Genomic DNA, 14,535 nt, shown 5'->3' with positions numbered 1-14,535 from the left:
CTTTCACGGCGGTAACCGGGGTTCGAATCCCCGTAGGGACGCCATCTATCTTTTATAGATTATCATTTTATTAAATAATTAAAAGCTGATTGCACTCCGGCTGTTTTTCTCTACAATAGCCCGCTTCATTCTATTTTCTTAATGATATTTTATGCACTCATCTCCGAATGATGCTCCGCATCAGGGCAATTCTGCGCCGTTAAAACGCGCTATGAGTACTCGGCACCTGGTCATGATTTCGCTTGGCGGCGCAATCGGCACAGGCCTGTTTTTAGGGTCGGGTGAAGTCATTGCACAAACGGGGCCTGTCGGTGCCATTATTTCTTATTTTTTGGGCGGCATTATCGCCTATATGGTTATGCTGTGCTTAGGCGAACTTGCCGTTCATATTCCTGAGTCCGGCTCATTTGGCGCCTATGCCAAACGCTATATCGGGCCAGGTACAGGCTATACCATTACATGGCTGTACTGGCTGACCTGGTCAGTAACATTAGGTACAGAGTTTACGGCAGCCGCATTGCTGATGCAGGAGTGGTTCCCTGACAGTTCTATGTGGATGTGGACCCTGTTTTTTGGCGTTTTTGTATTCAGCCTGAATATGATTTCAACCAGATGGTTCGCTGAATCTGAGTTTTGGCTGGCTTTAGTCAAGGTGATTACGGTCGTTGCTTTTATTGTGTTAGGTTTATTCGCCATTTTTGGCGTGATTGGCTACAGAGGCTATGAAGCCGCGCCTTTATTTAGCAACTTAACGGCCCAAGGCTGGTTCCCGGAAGGTTTATTTCCTATCTTTACCACCATGCTGATCGTTAACTTTGCATTTTCAGGTACAGAGCTGATTGGCGTAGCTGCGGGTGAAACTAAAGATCCAGCGAAAAATGTGCCGAAAGCAATCAATACCGCCATTTTCCGCTTACTGATTTTCTTTGTGGGCACCATCTTAGTCGTAACTTCACTCCTTCCGCACCAAGAAGCCGGTTTAGCTGCCGAAGGCGTCAGCAGCAGCCCATTTGTCACGGTATTCCAGCATATTGGCATTCCTTATGCTGAAGACATTATCCGTTTTGTGATTATCACTGCGTTATTGTCTGCCGCGAATTCAGGCCTGTTTGCTGCATCGCGAATGATGTGGTCACTGTCTTATCAAAAGCAGCTGCCGGCAGTATTCTCTAAAGTCAATGCACGCGGCGTTCCTTATGTGGCTGTCATCGTCACAATGATTGGCGGCATGCCTGGCTTATTATCAGAGCAGTTTGCACCCGAAACAATTTTCACGAATTTACTGGGGATTGCGGCATTTACCATGGTGGTTGTATGGATGAGTATCTGCTTAAGCCAATTCAACTTCCGCCGTCAATGGTATAAAGACGGGCATACCAAAGCAGAATTGGGCTTTGCTGCCCCGCTGTTCCCGATTGTGCCGATTCTGGGCTTTATCTTCTGTTTTATCACCTGCATCAGCATGGTATTTGATCCATCACTGCGCATCAGCTTCTTTGGCTGTTTAACGTTTATTGCGGTCTGCTACGCCAGCTATTATGCGTTCTACCATAATAAATCCTAAACCTCAGGCTTTCAGTATAAATAAAAAAAGAGCAGCTCCAGCTGCTCTTTTTTATTTATACTGTTTTGACAAAGGACATCTTTCTAGGTGCGTCTATGAATATTATTTTAATTCATGGAATGAACCAGCAAAATCAAACAGCTGAATCACTGCGTCAGCGCTGGTTAAGAATTTTCAAACGCGGGCTGCATCATTGCCAGCAAGACGCCTATTATCCTTATTTAAAGCAGCACATCCGCATGCCCTTCTACGGAGACCTGCTTTCAAGGCACCATCTACAAAATACATTAAACGCCAGCACATTGATGCCGCAGCATTGGCCGCATTTTCCATTTGTTCACACTGTTCCACTGCAGCCCAGCCCTCAGGCAGCGCATGAACACTCGCCCGAAATTTGCAACAATCCGCAGTTAAATGTCGAAGATGCGCTGAATTCTAACCATAAAATAAAATGGATGGCCGCATTGACCCGAGATTTGGCCCTGCGCGACTTTGCCCTGATCATTAATCATTTTCCTGACCTGCATGCCAGCCTGTTGCATAAATTTCTAGTCGAAACCTATCTCTACTTATCCAATCCGCACTTCATCCAGGCTGTTCATGCACGGATTCACCAACAGCTGCACACAGCAAAACCGCAAATGATTATTGCGCATTCATTGGGCTCCGTCATTGCCTACAATTTTATGATCCAGCATCCTGAATTGAATATTCAGAGGTTTATCACGCTCGGTTCTCCGCTCGCATTCCGCGTCATACAGTCTCATCTTCCGCAGCCCATCCAAAGGCCGCCGTCTCTTGCAGGCGACTGGATCAATTTTTACTCTGCAGATGATTTCCTCACCGCCTTTCCCCTCTCAGAATCGCCATTTAAATTTAAGCCGGCAATTATCAACCACGAAATTCGGACACAGCTTGAACATCCGCACGATATTGGCGGTTATCTGCAGCATCCGCTTGCGGTCGCGGCATTGCTGGAAATGCTCAAAAAAACGCCTTAAACGATGTATTTTTCAAGCATTTCTCAGATATTGTTTTAAATTTATGCACTCGGTACAGAAATCTGAAATTATTTATGGAAATGCGTTTGACACCCCCCGGTTTTCACCCTATTATACGCCCACCTCTGAAACGTCCCTATCGTCTAGAGGCCTAGGACATCGCCCTTTCACGGCGGTAACCGGGGTTCGAATCCCCGTAGGGACGCCAATTTCAGAAGTACATTTTATTAAGTCCCTATCGTCTAGAGGCCTAGGACATCGCCCTTTCACGGCGGTAACCGGGGTGCGAATCCCCGTAGGGACGCCAATTTCAGAAGTACATTTTATTAAGTCCCTATCGACTCGAGGCCTAGGACATCGCCCTGTCACGGCGGTAACCGGGGTGCGAATCCCCGTAGGGACGCCAATTTCAGAAGTACATTTTATTAAGTCCCTATCGACTCGAGGCCTAGGACATCGCCCTTTCACGGCGGTAACCGGGGTTCGAATCCCCGTAGGGACGCCATTACTTCAGATCAAAAGTTTTGGTTTTAAAATTCAACTTCTGTACTGTCCCTATCGTCTAGAGGCCTAGGACATCGCCCTTTCACGGCGGTAACCGGGGTGCGAATCCCCGTAGGGACGCCAATTTCAGAAGTACATTTTATTAAGTCCCTATCGTCTAGAGGCCTAGGACATCTCCCTGTCACGGCGGTAACCGGGGTTCGAATCCCCGTAGGGACGCCATATTCGAGATTGAAATTTATTAAAATTCCATCTCATTAAAAAGCTCAAGCATTTAAGGCTTGGGCTTTTTTATTGCCTCTATTTTCAGCCAATCTGATCTGAGGCGCTGCATAATGTTTTCAAATTCCTATATATTCAAAAACAGCCTAAACACAATCATTATAAAACCGCATGAACATCACTTTGCATCATCTGCCTAATTCGCGCTCACAGCGCATCCTTTGGCTGCTGGAAGAATTAAGTCTCAATTATGATTTGATCATTTACAGTAAAAACACAGCAGATAAGCCGAACGGACAGATGAAGTTCCCGACCCTGCACATTCAACAGAACAGTCAATCTCAGACACTGACTGAAAGCAGCGCGGTTGCAGAATATTTATGCCAGCTTGAACAAAAAATCATGGTACAGCCTGCGGACAGCAGTTATTGGCATTTCTGTTTTTATAAAAATTTTGCAGATGCCGGTTTTATGCCTAACTTGGCCTTAAAACAGGTTTTTACACAGATTGCACAGCAAACCCTTGGCCGGTGCGCTTTGTCAGCCTTGCATTTAAAGCGGCATTCAATCAAGGCTATTTAAACCCTGAGCTTGAAAAACAATTGCAGATGCTGGTCAGCCATTTGCAGCAAAATACTTGGCTGGCAGGAAACCAGTTCAGCATGGCCGATATTCTGCTATGGTTTCCGCTGCAGGCTTGCGCATATGCCTATCCGCAATTTTCAGATTACCCTGCTTTAGAACAGTACTTAAAACAAATCAAAAGCAGGCCGGCCTTTCAATCTGCACTGCAAAAAGGGCACTGGTCGGCTGAAGAATTTCAGCGCTATTGGCAAATCACGCAATAACGCTGATGCATTTTACCGGCAATCCCCATTAAGCCGATTTGCGCGAATTCACACGGCCTTTAATCACCGCCGTCAAATTGCCTTTTAAATACTTAAAAAACACTTTTAATGGCGACAGTTTAGGATTTGGCTGCTTGCCTTCGCCAATGGCTTTAAACTGTGCCGCATACCAAATAATTTCCATAATCGCCATTTTATCGACCATTGGAATGCCGGTTTTAATTTTATTTACGCCATACCGCACATCCTGCCCGGCCAGCAGGCGGTCTGCCAATGCCGTTTCTACCGCAAATGGACGCGCAATGCCGATAAACTCGCATGCGCCGCTGTCCAGCGCCGCGTTCATGCCTTGTACCGTACGGAAGCCGCCCGTCACCATCAAATGGCATTTCACTTCCTTGCGGATTTTATCGGCAAAATCCAAAAAGTAGGCTTCGCGGGCAATCGTTGATGCTTGACGCTTCTCTTCTTTAGCACCCGCCATAGCTGGCGCTTCATACGTTCCGCCCGACACTTCAATCAAGTCAATGCCAGCTGCATCAATAGCCTTAAATACAGCAATCACGTCTTCTTCGGTAATGCCCCCGCGCTGAAAATCGGCTGAATTCAGTTTTACCGCAATAAGGAAACTGTCTGATGTAGCAGCGCGCACCGCGTGATAAATTTCCAATAAAAAGCGCATGCGGTTTTCTATCGAACCGCCCCATTGATCGATACGCAGGTTGGTCAGGGGCGATAAAAACTGGCTGATAAGATAACCATGCGCGCCATGCAGCTGCACACCTTCAAAGCCCGCTTTTTGACATACTGCCGCTGCCGCGGCAAAACGCTGAATAATGTCTTTAATTTCATCTTCACGCAGCGCGCGCGGCGTGCCAAAAGTTGTTGCCAGCATTGGGCTGAACGGCACAGCAGACGGTGCTACGGTTTCTTTGTTTAGGCCTTTGGGGCACTGGCGGCCCGGATGAGACAGCTGCACCAATTGCACCATGCCATGCTTTTTGCCAATATCAGCCCACTGCTTAAGTAAAGCTAAATCGCGTTCAGATTCAATTGCCACGACACCCGGTTCATTTTTAGCGCGGATATCCACCATGACATTGCCGGTAATGGCGCAGCCTAAGCCGCCTTTCGCCCATGCTTCATACAGGCCGTAATGCAGATGATTCGGCTGGCCTTGAACATTCGCCAGCGCTTCACTCATTGCGCCTTTAATAATCCGGTTTTTAAATTGTGCCCCGCGGATTTGAATCGGTTCTGCAAGATGACTCATGTCGTTTCCGTTATTCTCCAAATAGTGCTTTTACTCTAAACATATTCTGCATGGCGTCAATAGCATATAGACAATTAATATTGTCAAATCACTCCAGTAAGGATCAGTATTGGCTGGCTTCAATCAGCTTTTGCGTATATTCCGTTTGCGGCTGTGTAAACAAAGTCTCTGTATCCTGAAATTCCACCATTTTGGCGCGGCGGAGCACCAGCACTTTTTGGCAGAGCGCTTTCACCACTTTTAAGTCATGACTGATAAACAGATAACTCATCCCGTATTCCTGCTGCAGACGCCGCAGCAGGCGCACAATGGCGCGCTGCGTGGTGCGGTCAAGCGCAGAAGTCGGTTCATCCAGAATCAGCACTTTCGGCTGCAGCACCAAAGCCCGCGCCAAGGCAATGCGCTGCCGCTGGCCGCCAGACAGTTCATGCGGATAGCGCTGTTTAAAAGACACCGGCAGTTCGACTTTCTGCAAAGCCTCATCAATACGCTGCTGAATTTCATTTTTAGAAATATTCTTGAGCGCCAAGCCCTCACTGAGGGTCTGCTCCACATTTAAACGCGGGTTTAAGCTGCTGAACGGATCTTGAAACACAATTTGAAAATTACTGCGCAAAGGGCGCAGCTGTTTTTCATTCAGCTGATTTAAGTCCTGCCCCAGCAGCAAAATTTGCCCATCACAGTCTATTAAACGCGAAACCGCCAAAGCCAGCGAACTCTTACCAGAACCGCTTTCACCCACAATGCCGATTGACTGCCCCTGCTGCAGCGCCATGCTCAAAGGCTCAACCGCCACAACATAATCTTTGACCCGATTCAGCAAGCCTTGCTTGATCGGAAACTTCACACCCACATTGACCAGTTCAAGGACAGCCGGCTGCGTATTCAGCGTCAACGCTTCACCAAAATCATGATTGAGCAAATCTTGGGTATATGCCTGCGCTGGCGCATTGAAAATTTGCGCTGCATTGCCCTGTTCAACCGCTTGGCCCTGATGCATCACAATCACCTGATCGGCATATTTGCGCACTAGATTCAGGTCATGGCTGATCAGGATCAGGGCCATTTTCCGGCTTTGCTGCAACGATTTCAGCAAGTTTAAAATTTGCGCCTGCAGCGTGACATCTAAGGCTGTGGTCGGTTCATCGGCAATTAAAATGTCAGGATCTAAGGCCAAAGCCATTGCAATCATCACGCGCTGGCGCTGGCCGCCGGACAGTTCATGCGGATAGCGTTGCAGCTTTTCTTCCGGCTCTGGAATGCCGACATCATTCAGCAATTGAATCACCCGCTCACGGGTTTTGGCTTTAGACCAGCCGCGAAGCAGCAGGCTTTCGCCAATGATTTTTTCGACACGGTGCAGCGGATTCAGCGCGGTCATCGGCTCCTGAAAAATCATGGCGATCTTTTCACCGCGAATGCGGCGAAGCTGTGCCTGCGTCATTTCCAGAAGGTTTTGACCGCTAATGAGCGCCTGCCCAGACACCTGCAGCGTTTTCGGCAGCAGGCCCAGCAAGGCTAAACTGCTGATGGATTTGCCTGAACCGCTTTCACCGACAATTGCCAGCGTTTCACCTTCATGCAGCTCAAAACTGAGGGCCTGCACCAGCGGCTGCGCATCATCATGATCTATCCGCAGCTTATGCACGCGGAGCACCGCATTCGCAGCAAGATCTGCAGCGGTATCTGACGATGTATTATTGACGTCTTGGATCGAATGCATCGCGCGCCGCCTCCCCAATATAGATCAGCAATGACAGCACAATTGCTAAAGTAAAAAAGCCAGACAGCGCAAGCCACGGCGCATTTAAATTATTTTTGCCCTGCAGCAGCAGTTCACCCAGCGATGCGGCATCCGGCGGCAGGCCGTAACCTAAAAAGTCCAGCGCCGTCAGCGCGGTAATATTTGCCGTCAGCATGAAAGGCAGCTGAGATAGGCTTGAGCTCATGGCATTCGGTAAAATATGGCGAAAAATAATGGCCCGGTCTGTAGCGCCCAGGCTGCGCGCTGCCCGCACATAGTCAAAATTGCGCGCGCGCAAAAATTCAGCCCGAACCAGTCCAACTAAGGCGGGCCAGCCAAACAGCAGCATAATGGCAAACAGCCAGTACACGCTTGGCGTAAACATGCTGACCAAAATCATCACCATGAACAGCATGGGCAAGCCGCCCCACACTTCCAGAATACGCTGGCCAATCAAGTCAATCCAGCCGCCGTAATAGCCTTGAACCGCGCCGACAACGATTCCCAAAACAGCGGAGGCCAAAGTCAAAGCAAAACCAAACAACAATGACACGCGAAGGCCATAGAGAATACGCGCCAGCACATCCCGCCCCTGATCATCGGTGCCCAGCCAGTTCTGTGCCGTCGGCGCTGAAGGCACAGGCACTGCTAAATCAAGATTTGGCATTTGATAAGAAAAATGGTTGATCGGCCACAGCGCCCAGCCTTTTTCATTAATCAGCTGCTGCACAGCCGGGTCTTTATAATCCGCTTCGGTTTCAAATACCCCGCCAAAAGCCGTTTCAGGATAATTTTTAAATGCGGGCAGATAAAGGCTGCTGCCGTATTTCACCAGCAGCGGCTTATCATTGGCAATCAGCTCCGCGCCTAAAGACAGCAGAAAAATAATGCTGAACAAAATAAAGCAGCCAAAGCCCAGTTTATTTTCTTTAAAGCGCTTCAAACGCGCCTGCATAATCGGGGACATTATTTCGCTCCCCGTGATTCAAAGTTGATGCGCGGATCAATGACCTGATACAGCACGTCACTGATCAGCCGTAAAATTAAGCCCAGCAAGGTAAAGATGAACAAAGTCCCGAAAATCACGGGATAATCCCGCTGCACAATGGCTTCAAACCCCAGCAGCCCTAAACCGTCTAAATTAAAAATAATTTCAATGAATAAATTGCCCACAAAGAAAATGCCAATCAGCGCTTCGGGCAAACCCGCAATCACAATCAGCATCGCATTGCGGAATACATGCCCATACAGCACGCGTGATTCCGTTAAGCCTTTGGAACGCGCAGCCAGAACATATTGCTTGTTCAGCTCTTCCATAAAAGAGTATTTGGTCAAATAAGTCAGCCCTGCAAAGCCGCCGATCACCATGGCCAATAATGGCAGCGTCATATGCCAGAAATAATCAGCAGCTTTTCCAAAGGTGCTCAGTTCAGCAAAATTTTCTGACACCATGCCTTGCAATGGAAACCATTGGAAATACGATCCGCCAGCAAAAAATACAATCAGTAAAATCGCAAATGCAAAAGCCGGAATAGCGTAGCCAACCGCCAGCAGCAAAGAGGTGGCTTTATCAAATAGCAGGCCGTGCTGACGGGCTTTTTTAATTCCCAGCGGAATCGACACCAGATAAATCAGCAAAGTACTCCACAGGCCCAAAGACAGCGATACAGGCATTTTTTCCCACAGCAATTGGGTCACTGGCTTATCTTTAAAAAAACTGGTGCCAAAATCCAAAGTGGCATAGCCTTTGAGCATTTGCCAGAAGCGTTCATGCGCGGGTTTATCGAAACCATATTGGGCTTCGATCTTCTGCACCATTTCTTCACTGAGGCCTTTTGCGCCTTGATATTTGCTTCCACTCTGAACAGTTTCCCCGCCGCCCGCCGTTCCCATGCCTTGGAAAGCTTCGGCTTGCTGAATGGCTTGCTCGACAGGCCCGCCCGGTGCTATTTGAATCACCACGAAGTTAATCAGCAAAATAATTAACAGTGTTGGGATAATCAATAACAAGCGTTTTAAAATATATGTGCCCATCCTGTTTTCCTTTTATTTTGGGCTTATTGCTTGCGCAGATAATTGGCAACTTTATTGGCCTGTGCGGCATCGCTCCACCAGTAATCAATGCCAGTAGACAGTTTGGGCTTTACCGCAGGCTGTTTGTACATATTCCAATATGCCAGCCAATTTTCGCCTTTGCCGTAAGTTGGAATCTGATAGTATCCAGCGCGGAGCAATCGGTCCAAAGCACGAGTGCTGGTCACTAAAGCTTGGCGGTCCGGGGCCCGAATCACCTGCTCTATCATGGCATCAATAGCAGGATTTTTAATGCCTGCATAGTTATAGTTGCCATCCTGATCGGCGGAAGCGCTTCCCCAAAACTGCGCCTGCTCATTGCCGGGACTTAAAGACTGCGGCATGACACTGGTGGTCATATCAAAATCTTTGCTCCGCATGCGCTCAATATACTGCGGCACATCTACCTGACGCACGTTTACCAGAATGCCTAAGCGTTTCATATTGCGCACAAAAGGCATCAATGTCCGCTGCAAGCCGTCCTGATGAATGAGAAATTCAATTTGAATCGGCTGCCCTTTATGATCCATTAATTGGCCATTCTTATATTTATAGCCGGCTTGAATCAGCAGCTGCCTGGCCTGTAATAAATTATTGCGGTTAAAGCCGCTGCCATCTGACACTGGATACTTCCAGTTTTTCAGCACACCTGCACGCTGAACAGGATCTAATTTGGCCAGCAGCGGATTCAGTATAGCCCGCTCACCGGCAGACGGCATGCCTTTCGCTTCCAGTTCACTATTGGCAAAATAGCTTTGCAAACGCGTGTATTGGCCATAAAACAGTGCTTTATTCTGCCATTCAAAATCGTAGGCATAGGTTAGCGCCTGACGCAGGCGGATGTCTTGAAAGGGATTGCGGCGGGTATTGAATACAAAACTTTGCGTGGCAATCGGGTTGCTGTGCTTAAAGCGGTATTTCACCACCATGCCGGCTTTCACTGCAGGAAAATTATATTCCGTCACCCATTTTCTTGCCGTATATTCCTCATGCAGCGTGTACTGCCCAGACTTAAAGCCTTCAAAAGCAATATCTAAACTGCGGTAATAGACGTATTTCAAGCGGTCAAAATTATAGCGGCCTTTGTTGACCGGCAAATCTTTGCCCCAGTAATTGGGATTGCGTTTATAGCTGATGCTGCGCCCCGCATCAATCCGGTCAATTAAATACGGCCCTGAACCCAAGATCGGCTGCAACGTCACACGGGTAAAATCTTTTTTCGCCCAGTCCCTTTTTGAGTAAATGGGCATTTGCGACAAAATCAGCGGCATTTCCGCATTATTGTCCGATTTAAAGCTCATTTTGACCTGATGTTTAGACAGCACTTCGGTCTTGGCTAAATCGGCTAGATACATTTGCAGACCAGGGTTTGACTTGGTTTGATAGGCATCAAAACTGTATTTCACATCATCTGCAGTCACGGCCGAACCGTCACTGAATTTGGCTTTTGGATTTAAATGAAAAATGACATAAGCCGTTTTATGCGGGTCAAATGTGACACTTGTCGCCAGCAGCGGATACATTACTCCCGGTTCATCCAGGGAACTGCTCATCAATGAATCGAACAGATAATTAACCCCATCAACTGAACTGCCTTTGCCGTTCATGCTGTTCAAATTATCAAAGGTGCCATTGCTGGCGGTACTCAAATAACCACCTTTCGGCGCCGTTATATTGGCATAGGGCATGATTGCCAAAGAGGCATATTTCGGCGCACTGTGCACCGCAATGAAAGGCGTGGTCTGCAGCGCAGCCCAGACCGCTTGCGGCAGCGCTGCAGTTCCTAAAGCCAGCACATAAGGATAAACCTTGGCGAATAAACTGTTCACATTGCTCCCTTGCTGTGTGTCGGCTTTAGTTCGGTACTTTAATGACATCACCGATACGCAATGATGCAGAAGGCTGCAGATTATTTAATTCAGCCAAAGCGCCACTCTCCATGCCATAACGGCTTGCCAAGCCAATCAATGTATCGCCGCGCTTAATGCGGTATTCCGTGATGGTTTTTGGAATCTGAATTTTTTGCCCGACGCGCAAACCGGCGCGCGCACTTAAACTGTTCATATCCGCCAGTTCTGCAACGCCCAGCCCCGTACGGCCGGCAATCGAATTCAACGACTCGCCCGCTTTTACGGTATAGCTTTCTGTGCTGCGCGAAGGTGCTGGCGCCGGTTTTGCCGCTGCAGGCGCGGCGCTTTTCTCCGCTTCTGGCAAGTCGCTGGCTATTTTTAATTTTTGGCCAATGCGGACAGAACTGGTGCGGCTCAAATTATTCAGATCCGCCAGATAATTCAGCTGCAAATGGTATTTTTGCGCAATCGAAGTCAGGGTTTCTCCCGATTTCACTGTATGCGTTTCCTGAACAAAGCCAGAACTGGCTTTGTCATTTTTGGATGATGATTTGGCTTCAGCTTTCATGGCAGGTTTAACTTCCGCCTTTTCTTCAGGCGCATCACCGGTCAGCTGAAGCTTTTGCCCAACACGCAGGCCGTTATTGCGGTTAATGCCGTTGACATTCGCAATATAATCAATGGTTAAATCATAACGGCCTGCAAGTGCAGAAAGCGTATCGCCCGGTTGCACCACATACTGTTCAGGCGTTTTCTTGATGGCGGGCACTTTCAGGGACTGGCCAGCGCGAAGGCCGGTATTGGCTGCAATATTGTTGATTTCCGCCAATTCAGACACGCTGATTTTAGATTGAGCGGCAACGCTATACAGCGTATCGCCGCGCTGTACGCTGTAGCTTTCTGTTTTATAGCTTGGTTCAAATTTCGCTTCGGCCTTAGGTTCCGCTTTTGCCGCCGGCTTTGCATTGCTGCTGGAAACAGATTCCACATCATTCAGCGGCACATTAATTTTTTGACCCGCCATCAGGTTGCTGGATGCAGTTAAACCCGAAGTCAGATCAGCCAATTCCTGATTGGACAGTGCATAGCGGTCGGCAATCAGTTTCAAATACTCGCCGCGTTTTACGGTATAATTCTTGGTAGGCACTTTAAGGGCTTTTTTCTCAGCCTCGGCTTTTTTGCTGTCGGCTTCAAGTTTTGCCTTCGATGCGGCTGTTTCTTTCAGCGAAAGCTTCTGCCCCACAATTAAACCGCTAGTCGTGCTGATATTATTGAAATCCGCCAGCTGCTTCACCGATAAGCCAAATTGGCTGGCTACACCTGTTAAACTGTCATTGGCCTTCACGACATAATTTTCTGGCTGAACTTTTGACTTTGATTCTTCCTGCTGCGCGGCCGGTTTCGCATCGTATAAATAGATCACGGTTCCAACAAACAGCTTAGAGTCCGCATCCATTTGGTTCCACTTGGCAATATCACGCCAGTTCACGCCGTTCTTCATGGCGATCACCGCCAGCGTATCGCCAGACTGAACAGTATAAGTGCTACGCTTTCCTTTCGGCGCAACCACGACCACTTCTGAATCTGTTTTGATGTAGTTTTTGCCTAAATTCCGCTTCGCCTCATCAGAGTCCGGACGGGTATTTTCAGCGATGCTTTTCGGATAAGCAAAGCCTTTAGTCAGCTCTTTACCCTGCTGGTCGGCAATGGATTGGCTGGTTTGAATTGCGGTCAGCTTAATTTTACCGTCATAGGGATCAACAATTTCAGTGCCTTTCGGCGCTAAAGCAGTCAGCTCTTGAACCACTTCATCCTGTTCCGCTTTCGTCGCAACAGGTTTCAGCACTTCATCAACTGTTTTGGTTTCACCCTCGGCCTTAATCGCCGCCATGATTTGTTCGCGCTCTTTTGCTGACAATGGCGGTTCTGCAGACACAGCTTTAACTGGCGCTGCCGGTGTCACGGCAACAGGAATTCGCGGCGCGCTGGGGATATTCGTACTGGATGCGAAGGCAGCTAAAGCATCAGAACCTCTTGGCGTCTGCGCTTGCGGACGCCCCAAAGCGCTATTGCTGGATACCGCCACAGCCGGCTTCACAGCCACTGCCGGCACCTTAGCAGATGCCAACACTGGCGGCGCAGATATTGAAGGTACAGCCGTTTTAGTATTTAAGGCCGGCGGCGTTTCACGCGAAGGTGCAATAGTGACATTATTTTGAGGCAAGTCCTGGCTAAAACCGCCCGCCCAGTAGCCGCCCGCAGACGATTTCATCTTTTTCAGCTTTGCATCTACCGATGGGCTGATGTCAGCGGGAATTAAAATTTTCATCGGGCTGCCCGTGTCAATCACTTCACCGCGGTGCCCAGGATTTAATGCATATAATTCTGAACGGCTTAAGCCTGTAACAGAAGAAACCTCATCTAGGCTGGCAGGCCCAACCATCACTTCACGGAAATGAGGGCGGTTGGCAATGGGCGGCAAACTTACGCCATAAGCGTCCGGATTTTTAATAATCTGCGCGACCGCTAAAAACCGCGGCACATAGTTCATGGTTTCCTGCGGCAATTTTAAAGACCAGTAATCGGTCGGCAAACCGGCGGCTTTATTGCGGTTAATCGCCTGCTGAATGCGGCCTGGGCCTGCATTATAAGATGCCAGCGCCAATTCCCAAGAACCAAACTGATTATACAAACTGCCTAAAAATTCATAAGCGGCCCGCGTAGATTCCACCACATCACGGCGCCCATCGTACATACTGGTCTGCTTTAAGCCATAAATACGCCCAGTGCTTGGGATAAACTGCCAAAGGCCGGCAGCGGCGGCGCTTGAAGTTGCTGCAGGATCATAAGAACTTTCGATCACAGGAAGCAATGCCAGTTCGGTCGGCATGCCGCGGCGCTCCGCTTCCTTTACAGTGTGATACAGATAACGCGATGCGCGCGCGCTCAACCGGTCAATATAGGGCTGACGGGAGGCAAACCAGCCGCGCTGCGCTTCAATGCGGGTATCCCAATGGTTTAAATCCATTTTAAAGCCAACAGTCATGCGCTTCCACACATCGCCATGCTTTAAAACTTGCAGGCGGTCGCCTTCCACTGCCCGCATATCGGTTGCAGAAAGCAAATCTTCCAAACCATCTAAGCTATTGGCATCCAAATAGCCCGATGAACCAACCATTTTCGACTTCGATCCATGTGTTGTGCTGGAAGTAGATGAACAGCCCGTTAAGCCTAAAGCAGCTAACGCTGAACCCAGTACTGTAATTTTGAATAATGACGGGAAAGTAGGCTGACACCAGATCGTGGTTGGTTTATACATAAAAAATCCAAACAACTCGTATAAAATTTATTTTTTAGATATGCCATTGTAGTGAAGCGCCACTCAGACACAAGGCGTTAATTTAACGTGTTTCCAGTATAAATGTTACAAGAAATTAAAAAAACGTCGTGATATAG

Annotated in this window: 10 protein-coding genes and 6 tRNA genes; 10 read left to right on the top strand and 6 right to left on the bottom strand. The window is 48.3% G+C overall.

From position 1 onward, the window contains the following. The first annotated feature begins 151 nt into the window (after window positions 1-151). From OKC24_RS01490 to OKC24_RS01445, 10 genes are all read left to right on the top strand, one after another. Window positions 152-1,564, top strand: coding sequence for an amino acid permease (locus OKC24_RS01490; protein WP_131276307.1), 1,413 nt, complete (start codon window positions 152-154; stop codon window positions 1,562-1,564). A gap of 95 nt (window positions 1,565-1,659) precedes the next feature. Next, a complete protein-coding gene (locus OKC24_RS01485; protein WP_131276308.1) occupies window positions 1,660-2,565 on the top strand; it encodes an alpha/beta hydrolase in 906 nt (301 codons plus the stop codon). Window positions 2,566-2,697: 132 nt separating this feature from the next. Beyond that, a tRNA-Glu gene (locus OKC24_RS01480) sits at window positions 2,698-2,773 on the top strand. 23 nt (window positions 2,774-2,796) lie between these two features. After that, window positions 2,797-2,872: transfer RNA gene (locus OKC24_RS01475), tRNA-Glu, on the top strand. A gap of 23 nt (window positions 2,873-2,895) precedes the next feature. After that, window positions 2,896-2,971: transfer RNA gene (locus OKC24_RS01470), tRNA-Asp, on the top strand. A 23-nt stretch (window positions 2,972-2,994) separates the two neighbouring features. After that, window positions 2,995-3,070 (top strand) — tRNA-Glu (locus tag OKC24_RS01465). A 46-nt stretch (window positions 3,071-3,116) separates the two neighbouring features. Next, window positions 3,117-3,192 (top strand) — tRNA-Glu (locus tag OKC24_RS01460). Window positions 3,193-3,215: 23 nt separating this feature from the next. After that, window positions 3,216-3,291: transfer RNA gene (locus OKC24_RS01455), tRNA-Asp, on the top strand. 171 nt (window positions 3,292-3,462) lie between these two features. Further along, window positions 3,463-3,873 carry a glutathione S-transferase gene (locus OKC24_RS01450; protein ID WP_252151893.1) on the top strand — a complete coding sequence of 137 codons (411 nt, stop codon included), beginning with the start codon at window positions 3,463-3,465 and terminating at the stop codon, window positions 3,871-3,873. Then, window positions 3,822-4,139, top strand: a complete 318-nt coding sequence (locus OKC24_RS01445) for a glutathione binding-like protein (RefSeq protein ID WP_252151894.1) — start codon at window positions 3,822-3,824, stop codon at window positions 4,137-4,139. Before OKC24_RS01450 ends, OKC24_RS01445 begins: the two co-directional genes overlap by 52 nt. Window positions 4,140-4,167: 28 nt before the next feature. On the opposite strand, the gene OKC24_RS01440 is transcribed toward OKC24_RS01445, so the two are convergent. The 6 genes from OKC24_RS01440 to OKC24_RS01415 form a co-directional block, all read right to left on the bottom strand. Continuing rightward, entirely contained in the window at window positions 4,168-5,412 is a 1,245-nt protein-coding gene (locus tag OKC24_RS01440) for an NADH:flavin oxidoreductase/NADH oxidase family protein (RefSeq protein WP_131276309.1), read from the bottom strand. 103 nt (window positions 5,413-5,515) lie between these two features. Continuing rightward, window positions 5,516-7,135, bottom strand: a complete 1,620-nt coding sequence (locus OKC24_RS01435; protein WP_131276310.1) for an ABC transporter ATP-binding protein — start codon at window positions 7,133-7,135, stop codon at window positions 5,516-5,518. Continuing rightward, window positions 7,110-8,123, bottom strand: a complete 1,014-nt coding sequence (locus OKC24_RS01430) for an ABC transporter permease (RefSeq protein WP_131276311.1) — start codon at window positions 8,121-8,123, stop codon at window positions 7,110-7,112. The genes OKC24_RS01435 and OKC24_RS01430 overlap by 26 nt, the downstream gene beginning before the upstream one ends. Next, window positions 8,123-9,190 carry a microcin C ABC transporter permease YejB gene (locus OKC24_RS01425; protein WP_130147704.1) on the bottom strand — a complete coding sequence of 356 codons (1,068 nt, stop codon included), beginning with the start codon at window positions 9,188-9,190 and terminating at the stop codon, window positions 8,123-8,125. The genes OKC24_RS01430 and OKC24_RS01425 overlap by 1 nt, the downstream gene beginning before the upstream one ends. A 23-nt stretch (window positions 9,191-9,213) precedes the next feature. Beyond that, a complete protein-coding gene (locus OKC24_RS01420; RefSeq protein WP_130147789.1) occupies window positions 9,214-11,058 on the bottom strand; it encodes an extracellular solute-binding protein in 1,845 nt (614 codons plus the stop codon). Window positions 11,059-11,083: 25 nt separating this feature from the next. Then, window positions 11,084-14,398, bottom strand: a complete 3,315-nt coding sequence (locus OKC24_RS01415; protein WP_131276312.1) for a LysM peptidoglycan-binding domain-containing protein — start codon at window positions 14,396-14,398, stop codon at window positions 11,084-11,086. Between the last annotated feature and the right edge of the window lie 137 nt (window positions 14,399-14,535).

The organism is Acinetobacter entericus, from assembly GCF_026168575.1.
Lineage (GTDB): Bacteria > Pseudomonadota > Gammaproteobacteria > Pseudomonadales > Moraxellaceae > Acinetobacter > Acinetobacter bouvetii.
Note: the sequence above shows the minus strand (reverse complement) of the source record. Positions and strands in the feature narration are given on the sequence as shown.